The organism is Sinanaerobacter sp. ZZT-01, from assembly GCF_035621135.1.
Taxonomy (GTDB): Bacteria; Bacillota; Clostridia; order Peptostreptococcales; family Anaerovoracaceae; genus IOR16.
Window position 1 is genome coordinate 1657379 of the sequence record NZ_CP141728.1, and the last position, 19251, is coordinate 1676629.

Annotated in this window: 16 protein-coding genes and 1 tRNA gene; all 17 read left to right on the forward strand. The window is 40.7% G+C overall.

What is annotated here, in order from left to right:
* The first annotated feature begins 34 nt into the window (after positions 1-34).
* The 17 genes from scfB (at position 35) to tuf (ending at position 19160) form a co-directional block, all read left to right on the forward strand.
* A complete protein-coding gene (gene scfB / locus U5921_RS07865) occupies positions 35-1384 on the forward strand; it encodes a thioether cross-link-forming SCIFF peptide maturase (protein ID WP_417765048.1) in 1350 nt (449 codons plus the stop codon).
* A 37-nt stretch (positions 1385-1421) separates the two neighbouring features.
* A complete protein-coding gene (locus U5921_RS07870) occupies positions 1422-1970 on the forward strand; it encodes a metallophosphoesterase (RefSeq protein ID WP_324825922.1) in 549 nt (182 codons plus the stop codon).
* A 56-nt stretch (positions 1971-2026) separates the two neighbouring features.
* The gene (locus U5921_RS07875; RefSeq protein ID WP_324825923.1) at positions 2027-2431 is read left to right on the forward strand and encodes a Mini-ribonuclease 3; all 405 of its coding nucleotides are present in this window, start codon (positions 2027-2029) and stop codon (positions 2429-2431) included.
* A gap of 9 nt (positions 2432-2440) precedes the next feature.
* Positions 2441-4531, forward strand: coding sequence for a sigma-54 interaction domain-containing protein (locus U5921_RS07880; RefSeq protein WP_324825924.1), 2091 nt, complete (start codon positions 2441-2443; stop codon positions 4529-4531).
* 272 nt (positions 4532-4803) lie between these two features.
* Complete coding sequence (locus tag U5921_RS07885) at positions 4804-5313, forward strand: hypothetical protein (RefSeq protein ID WP_324825925.1); 510 nt, start codon at positions 4804-4806, stop codon at positions 5311-5313.
* Positions 5314-5514: 201 nt separating this feature from the next.
* Positions 5515-7632, forward strand: coding sequence for a sigma-54 interaction domain-containing protein (locus U5921_RS07890; RefSeq protein ID WP_324825926.1), 2118 nt, complete (start codon positions 5515-5517; stop codon positions 7630-7632).
* Between the two features lie 193 nt (positions 7633-7825).
* Positions 7826-9370 (forward strand): Na+/H+ antiporter NhaC family protein, encoded by a 1545-nt coding sequence (locus U5921_RS07895; protein WP_324825927.1) that lies wholly within the window; start codon positions 7826-7828, stop codon positions 9368-9370.
* Between the two features lie 29 nt (positions 9371-9399).
* A complete protein-coding gene (gene argH / locus U5921_RS07900; protein ID WP_324825928.1) occupies positions 9400-10782 on the forward strand; it encodes an argininosuccinate lyase in 1383 nt (460 codons plus the stop codon).
* Positions 10783-10901: 119 nt separating this feature from the next.
* A complete protein-coding gene (locus tag U5921_RS07905) occupies positions 10902-12074 on the forward strand; it encodes an NAD(P)-dependent malic enzyme (protein ID WP_324825929.1) in 1173 nt (390 codons plus the stop codon).
* A 31-nt stretch (positions 12075-12105) separates the two neighbouring features.
* Entirely contained in the window at positions 12106-13497 is a 1392-nt protein-coding gene (gene fumC / locus U5921_RS07910) for a class II fumarate hydratase (RefSeq protein ID WP_324825930.1), read from the forward strand.
* Positions 13475-14755, forward strand: coding sequence for an MFS transporter (locus U5921_RS07915; RefSeq protein WP_324825931.1), 1281 nt, complete (start codon positions 13475-13477; stop codon positions 14753-14755). Before fumC ends, U5921_RS07915 begins: the two co-directional genes overlap by 23 nt.
* Positions 14756-14896: 141 nt before the next feature.
* A complete protein-coding gene (thyA, locus tag U5921_RS07920; protein WP_324825932.1) occupies positions 14897-15727 on the forward strand; it encodes a thymidylate synthase in 831 nt (276 codons plus the stop codon).
* Between the two features lie 17 nt (positions 15728-15744).
* On the forward strand, positions 15745-16251 hold the full coding sequence (locus U5921_RS07925; RefSeq protein WP_324825933.1) for a dihydrofolate reductase: 507 nt from the start codon (positions 15745-15747) through the stop codon (positions 16249-16251).
* 5 nt (positions 16252-16256) lie between these two features.
* Positions 16257-17018, forward strand: coding sequence for a 23S rRNA (guanosine(2251)-2'-O)-methyltransferase RlmB (rlmB, locus tag U5921_RS07930; protein ID WP_417765055.1), 762 nt, complete (start codon positions 16257-16259; stop codon positions 17016-17018).
* Positions 17019-17051: 33 nt separating this feature from the next.
* A complete protein-coding gene (gene sigH, locus U5921_RS07935) occupies positions 17052-17732 on the forward strand; it encodes an RNA polymerase sporulation sigma factor SigH (protein WP_324825935.1) in 681 nt (226 codons plus the stop codon).
* A gap of 85 nt (positions 17733-17817) precedes the next feature.
* Positions 17818-17893, forward strand: a tRNA-Thr gene (locus U5921_RS07940).
* 73 nt (positions 17894-17966) lie between these two features.
* Positions 17967-19160, forward strand: coding sequence for an elongation factor Tu (tuf, locus tag U5921_RS07945; protein ID WP_324822043.1), 1194 nt, complete (start codon positions 17967-17969; stop codon positions 19158-19160).
* Positions 19161-19251: the final 91 nt, after the last annotated feature.

A 19251-nucleotide genomic window follows, 5' to 3' on the forward strand; every position in this document is an offset into this window, starting at 1 on the left:
TAAGAGAAATTTTAAAAATAATAGGAGGATACCTGTGATACATAAATATAAATTTAAGGATCAGAATATAGTGCTGGATGTCAATAGTGGTGCCATTCATCTTGTGAGTGACAGCATTTATGATATATTAGGATGTTATAAGGAAAAGACAAAGGAAGAAATTTATACTTTATTAGGAAATAGGTATAAAAAGGAAGAATTAGAAAAAGCTTATACAGATATTCAGACCTTAGAAGAAGAGAATATGCTTTTTTCGGATGATTCTCAAATAACAAATGAGATGCTGGAAGGGCGAGGCTCTGTCATTAAAGCGATGTGCCTTCATGTAGCTCATGATTGTAATCTACGCTGCAAATATTGCTTTGCAGATAAAGGAGCTTACGTCGGCGAACGTGCACTGATGTCTTTGGAAACAGGGAAGAGGGCAATTGATTTTCTGCTAAATCAATCAGGAAGTCGTAGAAATTTGGAGCTTGATTTTTTCGGTGGGGAACCTTTGATGAATTTTGAGGTAGTGAAGCAATTGGTACGTTACGGGAGAGAAGCGGAAAAGCCTTTGAATAAGAATATCCGTTTCACCATCACGACAAACGGCGTTTTGCTCGATGATGCAAAGATCGATTTTATTAATGAAGAAATGTCAAATGTTATTTTAAGTATAGACGGAAGAAAAGCAGTAAATGACGAAATGCGTCAGACGATAAATGGACAGGGAAGCTACGATGTGATTATGGACAACTATCTACGTTTTGTTAAAAAAAGAGAAGGACTCTATTATGTGAGAGGAACCTTTACTGCAAAAAATCTCGACTTTGCTGAAGATGTGAAGCATTTGGTGGATTTGGGATTCAAAAATGTATCAGTAGAGCCTGTGGTCACGGACCCTACTTTGGATTATGCACTCCATGAGAGCGATTCAAAGGTTATAAAAGCAGAATATGACCGCTTGACTGATTTGTTTCTAGAGTATGAGGAGGCAGGAAAGGATTTTTCTTTCTTCCATTTTAATTTAGACTTAAATCAAGGACCATGTGTTTATAAGAGAGTTGCCGGCTGTGGAGCAGGAACGGAATACGTTGCTGTATCACCGGAAGGTGATATCTATCCATGTCATCAATTTGTGGGAAATGAATCCTTTAAGCTTGGGAATGTGAAAGAGGATCAGTTCGAGAATAAGCTTTTTGACCGCTTCAATAAGGCGCATATCTATAATAAAGAAGCTTGCCGGGAATGCTGGGCAAAATTTTATTGCAGCGGCGGATGCCATGCAAATGCTTATCACAGCAATGGAGATATTTTGAAACCTTATGAGCTTGGATGCGAATTGGAGAAGAAACGATTGGAATGTGCAATCGGAATTAAAGCGGTAGAAGCATGCAGATAAGTATAAATAGAGAAGAAAGCGAGAGGGCAGAGCGGCATTGAGAATTTTAGTAATAAGCGATACGCATGGCTATGTGAGCCCAGCAATGGAAATCTATCGTAACCAGCATGAGATTGAGCCGATCGACTGCATTGTTCATCTGGGCGATTTAGTGTCCGATGCCAGAGCTCTAAAAGCAAGATTGCACGCAGAGGTTATTAGTGTAAAGGGTAATATGGATGGAAGTCATTCGGAAGAGGATTATAAAATTTTAACAACAGAGTATGGAAACCTTTTACTGTGTCACGGACATATGCAAAATGTAAAGTACGATACGCAGAATTTACTGTACCGAGCGGAAGAACTTGGCTGTAAGGCTGCACTTTACGGTCATACACATATCCCTTCCTTTGTAGATGCAAATGGAATTTATTTATTAAATCCGGGAAGCTTATCACTTCCAAAAGGCGGAAACCCTGGCTCTTATGCAATGATTGAGACCAGTTCGGAAGAATTTCGGGCTACGATCCTGTTTGAACCCCCAAAAAAGCCAAAGGTAACAGGCGGATATTTGCGGGACTTGTTAAATAACAGTGACCGGGCATAAGACGTTTGGTAATCATGTATAAAATGGAAGAATAGAGGCGGCGGGAAGGGCTGCGGATGGGAATAAGTATGGAAAAAACAGATCAAACAGCGTATATGAATACGACGGTGCTTGCTTATATGGGAGATGCGGTATATGAAGTATTTGTTCGTGAGCATGTGATTGCAAGTGGACAAATTCATGCAGATCGGCTGCATCAATCAGCTGTCAGATATGTAAGAGCGGAAGGGCAGGCAAAAGCATTAAAGAAAATGCTTGAAGATTTATCGGAAACTGAACTGGCGTTGGTGAAGCGGGCGCGAAATAAAAAAATAACTTCAAAACCGAAGAATGCAGACCCCATTACGTATAAATGGGCGACGGCATTTGAAGCGCTGATTGGATACCTGCACCTGAGTGGACAGAAGGCCCGCAGAAATGAGATTATGGAACAAACCGTTTCTATTATTGAAAAGCTTTGAGGTAATGTTATGAAGCGAATTGCGGTCGTTGCAATGGAAAAACAATATGCAAAGTATTTGCGAGATAATTTAGCATTGTATTTATCGAATTATGCGGAGTTTTATTATTATTCTCTTTCTGAAATAGAAAAGATGGATTTCATTGAAGAAGAATTTGTTGTCATTTCTACCTTTACTATTTTTCAGGGAGTGAAACATAAGATGACGACTCAATCAGAGCTGATTGTGGTCAATGTAACGCTGAGCCGTGAAAAGATAAAGCCGCTTTACGAGCTGCCAATGGGAACAAGGGCACTTCTTGTAAACTTTGATTACCGAACCTGTGTGCAGGCAATTACGAACCTTTACGGTGCGGGACTGCATAATCTGGAGCTGGTTCCTTATTTTGGAGAGGATGATTATGACCATACCATTCATCTTGCGATTACGCCGAATGAAGTGAGGCTGGTTCCTGAGGGAATTAAAAAAATAATAGATATAGGAGAAAGCGTAATTGATTTCAGCTGCTTGTACCATATTGCAGAGCGGCTGGGTGTCTCGGACGTATTTGCTGCGAAGGAAGGAATACGTGCCAAAAAAATCGGCTATTTTTCTAATTTTGGAATGGAGCGTTTGCTCGGAGAAAATGAAAGCCTTACAGAAAGAGTCGATACTTTGATCAAGCTTATGAAGCAAGGAATCATACTGGCAGATATTGTAGGAAACATTTATACCTGCAATGAAAAAGCACAAAGACTTTTGCAGAATCGTTCTGAATTACTCGTGGGCTTTAATATTTCTGAACTGCTCCCTGAAATTAAAATTCAAAGTTACCAGAAGCAGAAAAAAGAGCCTAGAGATGAATTGATTTGCATCAACGGCATGAATTTAATTATTTCTGTCGTTCAGATTATAGTAGAAGAAGAAATCAGAGGAAGTATTATAACACTTGATAATTTTGAAGAAGTGGAAGAAAAACAGCACGGTATCCGAACGCGCATGAGTTCATCCGGTCACAAAGCGAGATATAGTTTCTCGGATATCATAGGTGATTCTCATGAAATTATAAAGACGATTCAGATTGCCCGTCGTATGGCGAAATCAGACTCTTCTGTTATGATTATCGGAGAGAGTGGCACCGGAAAAGAAATTTTTGCACAGAGCATTCACAACGAATCACTGAGAAGTCGTTACAATTTCGTAGCAGTAAATTGTGCGGCGATACCAGAAAATCTTTTAGAAAGTGAGATGTTTGGTTATGCCGAGGGTGCGTTTACGGGAGCCAAGAGGGGTGGAACGGTAGGATACTTTGAATTGGCCCATAAAGGAACCATATTTTTGGATGAAATCGGAGAAATGCCTTTGAATCTTCAATCCAAATTATTAAGAGTAATTGAAGAACGCCAGATTACGAAGGTAGGATCAAATAAGCAATTTTATGTTGATGTAAGGATTATTTGTGCAACGAATAAAAACTTGTTTGGATTGGTGGAGAAGGGCGGATTTCGGGAAGATTTATATTACAGATTGAATGTGCTGCCGCTTCGTCTTCCGAGCCTTAAAGAGAGAAAATCGGATATCTATCCGATTCTGCTTCACTTTATGAAGCAGGTAGGCATTCCGCTTTCCTTTACGGAAGAAGCAAAAGAAGCCTTGATTTACTATGGGTGGCGAGGCAACATAAGGGAATTGAGAAATGCGGTGGAATTTTTATGTAATTTGGGCAAAGAAAAAATAGAATTAAAGGATCTGATCTTTTTACGGGAAACGCAAACGGTGAGAAGAAGTTCATTGATGCAGGAAGAAAAATTAGGAAATGAAGTCGGCGGAGAAATAGCAGAATACGAGAAAAGCTATATTCTGCGGTTTGGAAATAAAATTCCGCTTATGCGATTTGTGCTGGAGGAGTTGATAAAAGCAAAGGGCGATAAGGAATTTTTAAGCAGAAATAAGCTGTACCGCAAAGCAACGGAAAGGGGACTTTCATTTACGGAGGGAGAAATCCGGGGGATGATCCGCAGCTTAAGTGAAGCTGGATTTTTAGACAGCAGGAGCGGAAGGAGAGGCACTTCTATTCTCGATCGTGGAATTCATTTATATCGATCATTAAATAAATTATAAATAGGAACAATAGGCAAATGAAATACCAATAATGCCTATTGTTTTTTTGTTATGTGGGGATAAATTGCTGATTATTTATGTTTGCATGAGGAAACCTTTCATTTTAAATGAAAGAAATGCAGGGTAGGAAACACTCCATCAAGAAAAAGCAGTCCAAATGCGACGGAATATTGAGAGTTTATTTATATTTTATAATTTTCTGCTAATTGGCATGGAAATTGCTTTTATATGAATGTGAAATAATAAATATCTTTAGAAAGGATGGATTTTACATGAATAGCATTTTGCAAACAATTAATGATTTTTATGCAAACATAGTTCCTATTGGGGATGCTATGTGGGGATTCCCTACGAACTTCGAATGGTATACGAAAATTCCCATTTTAGGCAATTTTACATTTGCAGTTCTGCTGCTTTTGGGCATGGGTATCTTTTTTTCGATCAAGTTTAATCTGGTACAGTTCCGTTTCTTCAAAAGAGGTCTAAAATCCTTAATGAAAAAGAAAAGAGATGAAACTGGTGTTACACCGCTGGCGGCTTTTATGCTAAGCACGGCAATGCGGGTTGGACCTGGAAACATCATTGGTGTGCTAAACAATTGGAAGGATGAATTCTACGGCTATTACCATTACGGGCTTTGCTATGTGCTTCAAATAGACCCTCAAACTATTGGAAACCCAGGGAGAATTGGAATTCTGGAAGAACTTTTTGAATATATGAGTAAATTTGAAGATATCTGGTTTGCTACCGGGAAAGAAATGACAGGCTGGGAAGGAGCGTGATAAACGAATCCTGTTGGAAAAGACATTGAATTTGGATATGAAAGGACGGAATGTAAGAGCGCCAGCTCGAAAAGACGGCGTTAAACCAGTGATGAGGAAGCATGATTGAATTCGTTGGCATAAAATAAAAATTATGTTACAATCGGAGTGCAGAAAAGAGTAAGGAAAACTCATCATGACAAAGGAAGCTTGAGGTGTATTATGAAGCGGATCGCGGTCGTTGCAATGGAAAAACAGTATGCAAAGTATTTGAGAGATAATCTGGCGCTTTATTTATCAAATTATGCTGAGATCTGCTATTATACGGTGGCAGAAGTAGAACGAATGGAACAAATTCCTGAAGAGTTTGTCCTTGTGTCGGCTTTTACTATTTTTCAAAGAGTAAAGGAAAAGATAAAGGAAACCTCAGAACTGATTGTAATTAGCATTACGTTAAATAAAGAGAAGGTTGAACCCTTGAGAAAACTTTCTAAGGGAACACGTGCGCTTCTTGTAAATATTGATGAACGGACATGCATGCAGGTAATTACATCCTTGTATGCAGCAGGCTTTCGTAATGTAGAGCTGATTCCTTATTGGGGGACAAACGGCTATGATGAAAGCATTAAGCTGGCAATCACCCCCGATGAGGAATGGCTGGTTCCTGATGGGATGGAAAAGATTATTAATATCGGAGAACGTATCATAGATTTAAATTGCATTTATGACATTGCAGATAAGCTTGGTGCAGAGACGCTTTTTGGTTCTCGGGAGGCATTTGAAGCGAAAAACAATATGTATTTCGGAAATGCGAATATCGAGCGAATTCTAGGTTTGAATAAGAATTTATCCGGTCGGATAGAAGCACTCCTTCATCTGATGGATCAAGGCATCATTATCACAGATGTCTTAGGGAAAGTATGCCTGCATAACGACAAGGCACAGGCTTTTTTGCGCAGAAGATCAGAGCTTTTGATTGGTTTTGATATGCTGGATATTTTACCAGAGCTGAAAGCGTTCACTGCGACAAACCGAAAGGAGAACAGTGACAAAGAACTGATTGAGATAAATGGCGAAAACTTAGTTGTCTCGTTAAGTGGCATTGTTCAAGATGGAGAACATTTAGGCAATGTAATCATTTTGGATAATTTTGAAAAGATAGAAGAGCAGCAGCACGGCCTTCGAAGCAAGCTGAGCGGAGTGGATCATGAGGCACGCTACCATTTTGAGGATATAAAAGGGAAAAGCGAAGAATTGGAAAAGGTAATCACAGCTGCAAAACGGATGGCTCGCTCCGATTCATCGGTTCTTATTACGGGAGAAAGCGGCGTGGGAAAGGAAGTGTTTGCACAGAGCATTCACAATGAATCCTCACGTGCAAGTTATAATTTCGTCGCGGTGAATTGTGCGGCGATTCCTGAAAATTTGCTGGAAAGTGAAATGTTTGGCTACGAAGAAGGGTCGTTTACAGGAGCACGCAAGGGCGGTAAAATCGGTTACTTTGAGCTGGCGCATAAAGGGACGATTTTTCTTGATGAAATTGGCGAAATGCCCCTTTTGCTGCAATCAAAATTGCTTCGTGTGATTGAAGAAAGAAAAATTGTAAAAATCGGATCGCATAAAGTTGTGAATGTAGATGTTCGGATTATTGCAGCAACCAATAAGGATCTCATGCAGCTGGTTTGTGAGGGTAATTTTCGGGAGGACTTGTATTACCGTATTAATGTTTTACCTTTGCAGATACCAAGTCTCAGAGAACGTTCGGAAGATATTATGAACTTGCTGGAGTGGTTTTTGTCTCTTATGGATTGCAGCTTTACATTCAGCCATTCTGCGAAAAAAATAATTGAAAGGTATCCGTGGCAGGGCAATATTCGTGAATTGCGTAATGCAGCAGAGTATCTTGCCAATTTAAATAAAGTGGAAATTGATGTTGTGGATCTGCCTCCGTCATTACGCAACTTTGCAAAAGACGCAGAAGGACCGCGGGGAATCCCTGCTGCTGAAAATGCAGGAGGAAGTATTTTAAAAAAAGAAAAAGAGTACTCTGCACATTTTAATTATAGATTCCTTTTGAGGGAAGGGAAGCGTGTGGAGCTGTTTCTTTTTATATTATCGGAACTGGCTGAAAATTATCAGTGCAGGAAGCGTATAGGGCGCAGCGGGTTGATGCAAAGAGCGCTGAAAGAAGGGAGTCTGTTTACAGAGGCTGAGATTAGAACGGCGCTTCGAAAATTAGATGACTTTGGATTTGTTTCTACCGGAATCGGCAGAGGAGGCAGTGTAATTACGGAAAGTGGTTTCTCGTTATTAAACGATATAAAAGGTTTAATTGGTTAATAAAAGACCAGTTGAACCGGTTCCTTTAGCCCGAAAATAATAAAATAAAGACTGAAAGAAAAAGTGATAAAATTTTGTATTTACTATAAATTAAAGCTTTAGAACGGTTTGAACAGTCAGAATCTTAAAAAAAAGGATAATTGGCATGATGCTTGCTCTATTAAATAGCAACAAGAAAAAAGGAGGAATCATCATGGAAACATCTTATTTAGGAATCTTATCTCTTATACCGGTATTATTGACGATTGGTCTTGCAATTAAGACGAAGAATGTAATTTTATCTTTGGGAATCGGAGTCTTTTCCGGTGTGTTGCTGCAGGTCGGAGGGAATCCTGTTACTGCAACGACAACAATGGTGGGTGACTATTTGTTTGCGCAGCTTCAGGACGGCTATAATGCCGGCATCATTATCCTGCTTGTTTTTATCGGAGGCTTTGTGACTCTAATTGAGCAGTCGGGAGGTGCGGAAGCCTTTGCAAGAAAGGTGGCCGGATTGGTGAATAATCGCTGCAAGGTGCAGGTTGCAGCATGGATTGGCGGAATTTTAGTATTTTTTTCCGAGCTAGGGACACCGCTCATAGTAGGACCGGTATTTACACCTTTATTTGAAAAACTTCGGGTTTCAAAAGAAAAGCTGGCATGGATCATTGACACGACGGCTTCACCTGTCTGTATTTTGATTCCGTTTATCGGCTGGGGCGTTTACTCAATGGGGTTGATTCAGGAAGAATTTGATGCACTGAAAATCACAGAAATTACAGACTGGACAGCATTTATTTCTGCGATTCCATTTCAATTTTATCCGATTCTCTGCCTTTTGATTGTACCGTTGGTCGCTTTTTCAGGAAGGGAATTCAGCTTCATGGCAAAAGCGGAGCAAAATGCCCAGAAAGGCATTTTCAGCCAGCTAGATGAAGACGCATCAAAGGCGCCGATGATGCTGACAAATAACAACGTATCACCACTCGTGGTAATCATTCCGCTTTTGGTATTGTTTGTAACGCTCTTTGGGATTTTAGCACCATTAGGATTTCCTGTAAAGCAGGTTCCCGGAAGTCAATTCCGGATTGCGTTAATCAGCGGATATTTCTATGGAGCGGTTACCATGATTTTGATGATGGCATGGTATAAGGTAAAGACAATTAAAGAAGGTATACGCATTTATTTTAAAGGCTACGGCAAGATGTTTGAATGCATTGTTATATTGATACTGGCTTGGTCTTTGAGTTCTGTTGGAAAAGCCATCGGAACTCCGGACTTCATCGTAAATATAGCAAAGGGAAACATTCCGAGCTGGAGCATTCCCGCCATTATCTTTATCGTAGGTGCTTTGATTTCTTTTGCGACGGGAACTTCATGGGGAACCTTTGCGATTATGATGCCAATTGCGATTCCTATGGCATTTCATTTAGGAGCACCTTTATATGTTTCTATAGCAGCGGTATTATCTGGCGGACTCTTTGGAGACCATTGCTCTCCGATTTCCGACACAACAATTTTGGCAGCAACAGGTTCCAACTGTTCGCTCTTGGATCACGTGAAGACACAGTTCCCTTACGCACTTCTTTGTGCATCGGTTTCTATTGCAGGGTATGTGGTTGCGGGATTCTTTGAGAGTGTGATTGTTACAGGCGCTTGTATGGCAGCGATGGTTGTTGTTTATGTTTTAGCGGCAAAGATATGGGGCATTAAGATTGAAAACCTGGCATTAACAGATATAGAAAAAATGAATAAATAAGACATAGGAAAAAGAAAGGAAACGAACAAATGGCAAATTTATGGGGTGGAAGATTTGAAAAAGGAATGGATGAAATTGTAGAAAAATTCAATGCATCCATAGAATTTGATGAACGCTTGTATGCCTGTGACATTCAAGGCAGCATTGCGCATGTGACTATGCTGGCAGAACAAGGAATTGTAAGCATAGAAGAAAAAGAACAGATTATTAAAGGGCTTGAAAGCATTAGAGAGCGTATTGCAAAAGGAGAGCTGACCTTTACAGTTAAAAATGAAGACATTCATATGGCGGTGGAAAGTACTTTGATCTCCGAACTTGGAGAGGTTGGAAAAAAACTTCATACAGCAAGAAGCAGAAATGACCAGGTCGCAGTTGACACAAGGCTGTATTTGAAAGAAGAAATAAAAGAAATTATTGAAAATTTGATTTATATGGAAAAGGTACTTTTAGAGAAAGCGGAAAGCTATGCAGATAAGATAATGATTGGCTTTACACATATGCAACATGCGCAGCCGGTTACAGTCGGATTTCATTTTATGGCTTATTTTCAGATGTTCAAAAGAGATATTCAACGCTTGCAGGATACGTATGAACGTATGGATTACTGTCCGCTGGGAGCGTGTGCACTTGCAGGTACTACGATTCCGACTGATCGTCACAGAACTGCGGAAATATTAGGATTTCAAGGACCGACACAAAATGCGATGGACAGCGTAAGTGACAGAGACTACATCATTGAATTTTTAAGTGATGCATCCATTTCAATGATGCACATCAGCCGCTTTGCAGAAGAATTTGTATGGTGGAATTCACAAGAGTTCAGTTATATCGCCATAGATGACAGCTTCTGTACCGGAAGCAGCATTATGCCGCAGAAGAAGAATCCGGATATGGCAGAGCTTCTTCGTGGTAAAGTAGGGCGTGTTTATGGGCATCTAATGCAGATGCTGACCGTATTAAAAGGGACACCGCTCGCTTATAACAAAGATTTTCAAGAAGATAAAGAAGGCTTATTTGATACCATCGATACGTGGAAGGCATCTTTGCGAATCTTTGCAAAGATGATAGAAAAAACGGAATTTCGCATGGATGTAATTGAAAAACATCTAAGCAAGGGCTTCTTGAATGCGACGGATTTAGCAGAACACTTTGTGAAACTGGGTATTCCATTCCGTGAAGCACATGAGATTGTAGGAAAAATGGTAAAATACTGTGAGCATCACGAGAATGATTTTGTTGATTTAACCGATGAGGACTTAAAAGAGATTGATGAACGCCTTTCACTTGCGAAGATGCCAGATCTAAGTATAGAGGGCTGTGTCAATGCGAGAGTGTCTTTTGGCGGAACCGCACCAACTGAAGTTCGCCGCCAAATTCAGGAAGAAGAAGATTGGTTGAATACGTTGGCATAAAATAAAAATTATGTTACAATCGGAATATAGAAGAGAATATGGTATTTTTCAATGGAAGGCTCTCTGAACCTTCCATTGTTTCTTGGATATAGTTGGACAACAGATGGAGGGAACTTGATATGACACAAAAATCAGTTGCATTGGAAAAACATTTGGAATGGAAGGGGAAGCTCGAAATCATAGCGAGGGCACCTATTAATACAAGAGAAGAATTAGCGATTGCTTATACACCTGGGGTTGCAGAGCCTTGCTTGGAAATTGCCAGAGATGAGAGTTTGGCGTATGATTATACGAGAAAAGGAAATTTGGTAGCAGTAATCACAGATGGAAGTGCCGTTTTAGGCTTGGGAGATATCGGACCGAGTGCAGGTATGCCGGTCATGGAAGGAAAGTGCGCTTTATTTAAACGCTTTGCAAATATTGATGCTTTCCCGATTTGTATTGATTCAAAGGATCCGAAAACGATCATTGATACGGTGGTTGCTATATCGAAGAGCTTTGGCGGTATTAATCTGGAAGACATCTCCGCTCCTAGATGTTTTGAAATCGAGAAAGAACTGATTAAAAGATGTGATATTCCGGTATTTCATGATGACCAGCACGGCACGGCAATCATTACTTCAGCAGGACTTTTAAATGCGGTTCGCCTGACCGGAAAGAAGATGGGTGAACTTAAAATTGTCATCAGTGGTGCCGGTGCGGCCGGAATATCAATTGCACGATTATTTTTGCAAATGGATTTCGGGGATGTAATTCTTTGCGGAAGCAAAGGCACGATTTATGAAAATGCCCCTTATAATAATGAGGCACAGCAGGAAATGGCGAAGATTACAAACAAAGAAAAATTGGTCGGCAGCTTAGCGGATGCGATGAAAGGTGCAGATGTACTGATCGGTGTTTCTAAGCCTGGAATTGTAACACGGGAGATGGTGCGTTCTATGGCGGACAACCCAATTATTTTTGCGATGGCAAACCCAATACCGGAGATTATGCCGGATTTGGCAAGAGAAGCGGGGGCTGCTGTAGTTGGGACGGGAAGAAGTGACTTCCCAAATCAAGTAAACAATGTATTAGCGTTTCCTGGCATTTTTAAAGGCGTGTTATCGGTTCGATCCAGAGAAATCACTGACAGCATGAAAGAGGCGGCTGCAAGAGCCATTGCCGGTGTGATTGATGAAAAAGAATTGACGGCCGATTACGTACTTCCGGATGCTTTTGACGAAAATGTAGTTAAGGCCGTTGCAGATGCCGTTGCAGCAGAAGCAGTTCGCCTGGGTCTGAATCGAAGATAGTAGGTTAAGAAAGTTGCATAGGAGGAACGGAATGGAATATCGAATTGAACATGATACCATGGGAGAAGTAAAGGTACCAGCGGATAAATATTGGGGAGCGCAGACACAGCGGAGTTTTGAAAACTTTAAAATCGGAGGCGAAAGAATGCCGACCGAGATAATAAGGGCTTTTGGCGTCTTAAAAAAAGCTGCGGCGCTTACGAACTGCAAGCTTGGAACATTAGATGAAAAAAGGGCAAACGCAATCTCTGCAGTGTGCGATGAGATCATAAAAGGAAAATTGGATGAACAGTTTCCGTTGGTTGTTTGGCAGACCGGGAGCGGGACTCAGTCTAACATGAATGTAAATGAAGTCGTTGCGAATCGGGGAAATGAAATTTTAGGGGAAACGCTCCTACACCCGAATGATCATGTCAATAAATCGCAAAGCTCTAACGATACGTTCCCGACGGCGATGCATATAGCAGCACTTATGGAATTGGAAAATGATTTGTTGCCGGCGATCTGGCAGCTGGAAGAAACATTTCGTGAACTGTCAGATAAATATAGCAGCATAATTAAAACAGGAAGAACGCATCTGCAGGATGCGACGCCGCTGACACTTGGTCAAGAAATCAGCGCATGGCAGGAGATGCTTGCAAAGTGTGCAGATATGATTATGAACTCCGAACAAGGCTTAAAAGAGCTGGCCTTAGGAGGAACGGCAGTCGGTACCGGATTAAACGCGCCGGAGAAATTCGGTGCATTGGTTGCAGAAGAAATTTCAAAGCTTACAGAAAAAGAATTTGAAACGGCACCAAATAAATTCCACGCTCTGACCAGCAAGGATGCGTTGGTGTATGCACATGGAGCTTTAAAAGCGTTGGCATGTAACTTAATGAAAATTGCAAATGATGTACGCTGGCTGGCCAGTGGGCCGCGCTGCGGCATTGGTGAAATCTGTATTCCAGAGAACGAACCGGGAAGTTCGATCATGCCCGGAAAAGTAAATCCGACACAGTGTGAAGCGATGACGATGGCCTGTGTACAGGTAATGGCAAATGATGTGGCGATTGGAATGGGCGCGTCGCAGGGAAATTTTCAGCTTAATGTGTTTATGCCTATGATGATTTATAATTTTTTACAGTCAGTCCGGCTTCTTACAACCGCATTGGTTTCTTTTCGTATCCATTGTGCGGTCGGTATTGTTCCAAATGAGGAAAGGATTAAAGAGAATTTAGACCGTTCTTTGATGCTGGTAACGGCGTTGAATCCGCATATCGGATATGAAAATGCAGCGAAGGTTGCAAAGACTGCACACAAAGAGGGAATTACACTCAGGGAAGCAGCCGTTAAGCTAGGGTTGTTAACTGCAGAAGCATTTGATAAGGCAGTGGTTCCGGCCAATATGGTAAAGACAATTGAATGCGATTCGTCAATATAGCGGGCTGCCTAAACCGATTTATTTGCTTTCTTTGGCACGCATGATTACAGCGATGGGGATGTTCATTTACCCATTTCTCTCATTGCTGCTGAATACACGGTTAGGTTATAATGAATTTCAAATCGGAAAAGTAATGCTTTACATAGCAGCGGCAAACATAATGGGAACCTTGCTTGCCGGAAAGCTGGCAGATCGATTTGGGAGAAAAAAAATTTATCTTTTTGCTCTGACCGGCTGTGTCGTTTCCTTGTTTTTTGGAGGCGTTGTCTGCGAAGAATTTTGGGTAGTGCCTGTGGTTGTAGTGGTTTACTTTTTTGTTAGTATGACTATGCCTGTTCTTGCAGCGATGATTACAGATCTGTCAAATGTAAACAATCGGAGAGAATGCTTTTCTTTGTTGTACTTAAGCACCAACATTGGCATATCTATGGGACCTTTGATTGCAGGGATGCTCTTTTACAATCATACGCCTTGGATTTTTTGGGGGCAGGGCATCAGCTGCTTCTTGACTGCATTGCTTGTGTTTTTTTTCATAAGTGATACGATGCCAATTGCAGAGGCAAGTTGTATCAATACAGAAAAAACCGAAAGTGAAACGATTTCGAACTTGGGAGAAGAAAAAAGAAGGGAAGCGGATCGAAGCTTATTTTTACTTTTGCTGGAGCGTCCTATTCTTTTCTGTTTTATTTTATGCCTGGCTGTACTGACTTTTTGTTATATTGAAATAGACTTTATTCTGCCTTTGCAAGTAAAAGACATATTTGGAGTTGAGGTGGGTGCAAGATATTTTGGAATTATGAGTGCCTGTAATGGCATTGTGGTGGTGACCGTATCTCCGATTTTGGTATTTTTGACAAAGAAAAAAGAACCTCTGCTTAATATGTTTATAGCGGCATTGCTATATGCAGCAGGATTTGGATTTTATGCGTTCACACAGTCGATTGTGTTGTATGTGATCTTGGTAGCTGTGTGGACTTCCGGAGAAATTTTAATTTCAACCTGTTCCGGTGAATACATAGCATCGCATTCACCGGAGAGCCACAGGGCACGGTTTCAGTCTCTGTACGAATTTGCCAGAGGGATAGGAAAAGCATTTGGACCGCTGGCTTTCGGCCTGTTTCTTTTGGAACATAGTATGGAATCGGCATGGATCCTAATTGCGTTTTTGTGCATTTTAATGGCATTTGCATTATTTATACTTTACCGTGCAGAGGAAAACCGTAAGCGAAGTAAGAAAAACAGAAAATATTTCATATAAATTATTATAGATATTTTTAATTCGATGTGATTAATTTAAAAGTACGCAATTGAGAATGTGGTTGTGAAATTATAGAACTATGATAAAATAAATGAAACGATAGATAATAAATAATACTTAATGAGAAATAGAGGAGACACAATGAGCAAGGCGGATCAAATTTTTGTAGGGATGTGCAGCGATATTATTGAGAATGGATATTCTTCCGAGGGGCAAAATGTCCGTGCGGTTTGGGAGGATGGAACACCGGCGCATACAATAAAAAAATTTGGAGTAGTAAATAGATATGATTTAGCGAAGGAATTTCCAGCGCTGACATTAAGACCTACACCAATGAAATCAGCAATTGATGAACTTCTTTGGATTTGGAGCAAAAAATCCAATCATGTCAGCGACCTAGCGAGTCACATTTGGGATGCTTGGGCAGATGAGGAGGGTTCCATTGGAAAAGCTTACGGATATCAGTTGTCAGTAAAACATAAATACAGTGAGGGAGAGATGGATCAGGTCGATCGCGTACTCTACGATTTAAAGCATAACCCATACAGCAGAAGAATCATGACAAACATTTATGTACATGAAGACTTGCATGAAATGAATTTATACCCATGTGCGTATAGTGTGACATTTAATGTAACGGATGGGCGTTTGAATGCAATTTTGAATCAGCGTTCACAGGATATTTTGGTGGCGAATAATTGGAATGTCGCGCAATATGCAATTTTGGTGCATATGCTTGCCCAGGTAAACGATTTTCAGGTTGGAGAATTCGTACATGTTATTGCGGACGCTCACATCTATGATCGCCATATTCCTTTAGTAAAAGAATTGATTCAGCGTCCACAGCATCCTGCTCCTAAATTGAAAATGAACCCAAATATAAAGAATTTTTATGATTTTACGGTGGATGACTTTATATTTGAAGGGTATGAGGCAGGTGCACAGATAAAAGGTATTCCGGTAGCGGTTTAAATGGAAGGAGATATGGGATGAAGGCAATTGTGGTAGTGGATCAAAACTGGGCGATTGGAAAAGATGGCGGGCTTTTGGCTCATCTTTGCGGAGATTTGAAACATTTCAAAGAAATTACGATGGGAAGCACTGTGATTATGGGACGAGCGACCCTGCAATCTCTTCCGAAGCAACACCCGTTACCTGGCAGGAAAAATATAGTGTTGACGGAAAATGTAAATTTGACAGAGGATTTTCTTCGGTGTGATTTTACGGTATGTGGCTCTATCGGTGCCCTGTTTACAGAGCTGATTGAAAATGGAGATATGGAAGATTCGTTTGTAATCGGTGGTGAAAAAATATACCGGCAGCTTTTGGAATATTGCACAGCAGTTTATGTCACAAAAATAGATTTTGCTTTTCCGGAGGCTGATAAGCATTTTCCAAATTTAGATGAACAATCGGAGTGGGATGTTGTAACAGATGAGGACCCAATTGAAGAAAACGGGTATTCTTATCGTTTTATGGAGTATAGGAGAAAATAAGCTTGGTGAAGCAGAATGAAAATGTGAATGCAAATTTGATAATTGGGAGGAATCCAATTATTGAAGCACTTAAAAATGGCCGCAAAATAGATAAAATAATCATGCAAAAAGATGGAGAAGGTTCCATTAAGAAGATTGCGGCAATGGCACGTGAACAGAAAGTTATGCTACAATACGTTGATAAAGCGGCGTTAGATCGGATTGCAGGAGCCGGAAGTCATCAAGGGGTAGCTGCATATATTGCTGCATATGGGTATTATGAAATTGAGGACATTCTAGAAATTGCCGTTAAAAAGGATGAAGAACCATTTTTGATTTTATTGGATGGCTTAGAAGATCCGCATAATCTAGGTGCAATTATGCGTACAGCAGATGCAGTTGGTGCGCATGGCATCGTTATCCCAAACCGCCGTTCGGTTTCGCTTACCGACACAGTGGCAAAAGCTTCGGCAGGAGCGATTGAATATGTGCCGGTCGCAAAAGTTTCTAATTTGGTGCAGACAATTGACAAATTAAAGAAAAAGGGTCTGTGGATTGCTGCTTGTGACATGAAAGGAGAGACCTTTTATGAAGCGAACTTGACAGGGGGCATTGCGATTGTTGTAGGGGGAGAAGGTCAAGGAGTGAGCCGTTTGGTTCGTGAAACTTGCGATTTTATACTTTCCATTCCAATGAAAGGGAAGATTAGTTCTTTGAATGCATCGAATGCGGCTGCAGTATTGATGTATGAAGTAATGCGCCAAAGAATAAAAGCAAGGATTAAATGATTAGATAGCAGATAGGGGAATGGGATTAAGAATATGAGCAAAGAAAATTTGGAACGTTTGGAAGAAAAGAAACTTCAAGAGGATGATACAAATGACTGGATGCCTTTTAGAGATCAGTACACAGAGGAAGAATTAGTCCAATTGGCGCAGAACGGCAATACGGATGCGGAAGAATATTTAATCCGAAAATATAAAGATGTTGTGAAAACCAAAGCGCATCTTTACTTTATGGCAGGCGCTGATCGCGAAGATGTTGCTCAAGAAGGGATGATCGGCATTTTTAAAGCGATACGCAGTTATAGAGCGGATAGAAAGGCTTCATTTCGTACCTTTGCTGAGCTTTGTATCAATCGTCAAATCATCACGGCAATTAAAAGAGCAAGCAGATTGAAGCATGCACCCTTAAACACTTCAATTTCTTTAAGTAAGCCGCTGTCAGAGGAAAATGGGAATAATACCTTGCAGGAGACCCTATTTTCCGATAGCAATTCAGATCCGGAGGCGAGACTACTTTTAAAAGAAGTTGTTGATTATATACATGGCAATGGGGCAGAATTGTTCAGCGAATTGGAATTAAAGGTATGGTATGAATATTTACAGGGAAGCAGTTACATACAAATTGCTGAACAAATGGGGAAAAATCCGAAAACAATTGATAACGCAATACAAAGAACAAAGAGAAAAATTGCAGCTTATTTTAGAAACGGAAATTAAAAAGAAAACAGAAAAGAGGTTGACATTCATACCTAAACCATAGTAGAATATGAAACGGTATAGGCGGCTTGTCTATATTTGATTTGCTGTTGTAGCTCAGTAGGTAGAGCACTTCCTTGGTAAGGAAGAGGTAGGCAGTTCGAACCTGCTCAACAGCTCCAATTTTACTAACAAATGAAATTAATTTATGAAAGATATTTGTGAAAGACGCAAGTAAAAGGGAGGAGTATTCAAATGGCAAAGGCTAAATTTGAGAGAACGAAACCACATGTAAACATTGGTACAATTGGTCACGTTGACCACGGAAAGACTACATTAACGGCTGCAATTACAAGAACTCTTCATCAGAGATACGGACTAGGCGAACAGGTAGCATTTGACCAGATCGACAAAGCGCCGGAAGAAAGAGAAAGAGGAATCACGATTGCAACGTCCCACGTAGAGTATGAGACACCAAATAGACATTACGCACACGTAGACTGTCCGGGACATGCTGACTATGTAAAGAACATGATCACAGGAGCAGCGCAGATGGACGGAGCGATCTTGGTAGTAGCAGCGACAGATGGACCAATGCCGCAGACAAGAGAGCATATCCTGCTTTCCAGACAGGTAGGCGTACCATACATCGTAGTATTCTTAAACAAGTGCGATATGGTAGATGACGAAGAGCTGCTAGACTTAGTAGAAATGGAAGTAAGAGAATTACTTGACTTATATGAATTCCCAGGAGATGATACACCAATCATCAGAGGATCCGCACTGGAAGCATTGAACAATCCAGAAGGCCCATGGGGAGATAAGATCGTTGAATTGTTCGAGCAGGTAGATGCATACATTCCAGAGCCTACAAGAGCAACAGACAAACCATTCTTGATGCCGGTGGAAGATGTATTCTCAATCACAGGAAGAGGAACTGTAGCAACAGGAAGAGTAGAAAGAGGAATTCTGAAGGTATCCGACGAAGTAGAAATCGTAGGACTTGCAGAAGAAGCAAGAAAAGTAGTCGTAACAGGAATTGAAATGTTCCGTAAGCTATTGGATCAGGGAGAAGCAGGAGATAACATCGGAGCATTGCTTCGTGGAATCCAGAGAAGTGAAATCGAGAGAGGTCAAGTATTAGCAGCACCTGGAACGATTCACCCGCACACAAAGTTCAGTTCAGAGGTATATGTATTAAAGAAGGAAGAAGGCGGACGTCATACACCATTCTTTAACGGATATAGACCACAGTTCTATTTCAGAACAACAGACGTAACTGGAAACGTAACGTTACCGGAAGGAACAGAAATGTGTATGCCTGGAGATAACATCAGCATGAAGATCGAACTGATTACTCCAATCGCAATTGAAGAAGGACTACGTTTCGCTATCCGTGAAGGCGGAAGAACAGTAGCATCTGGAGTTGTATCTAAAATTGAAGCTTAATCGCTTATAAGAAACAAACGTTTTAAAAGCCCAATCTTTGGATTGGGCTTTTTTAGATAAAAACGGAATTTTCTTCCGGATTTTTCGTTTG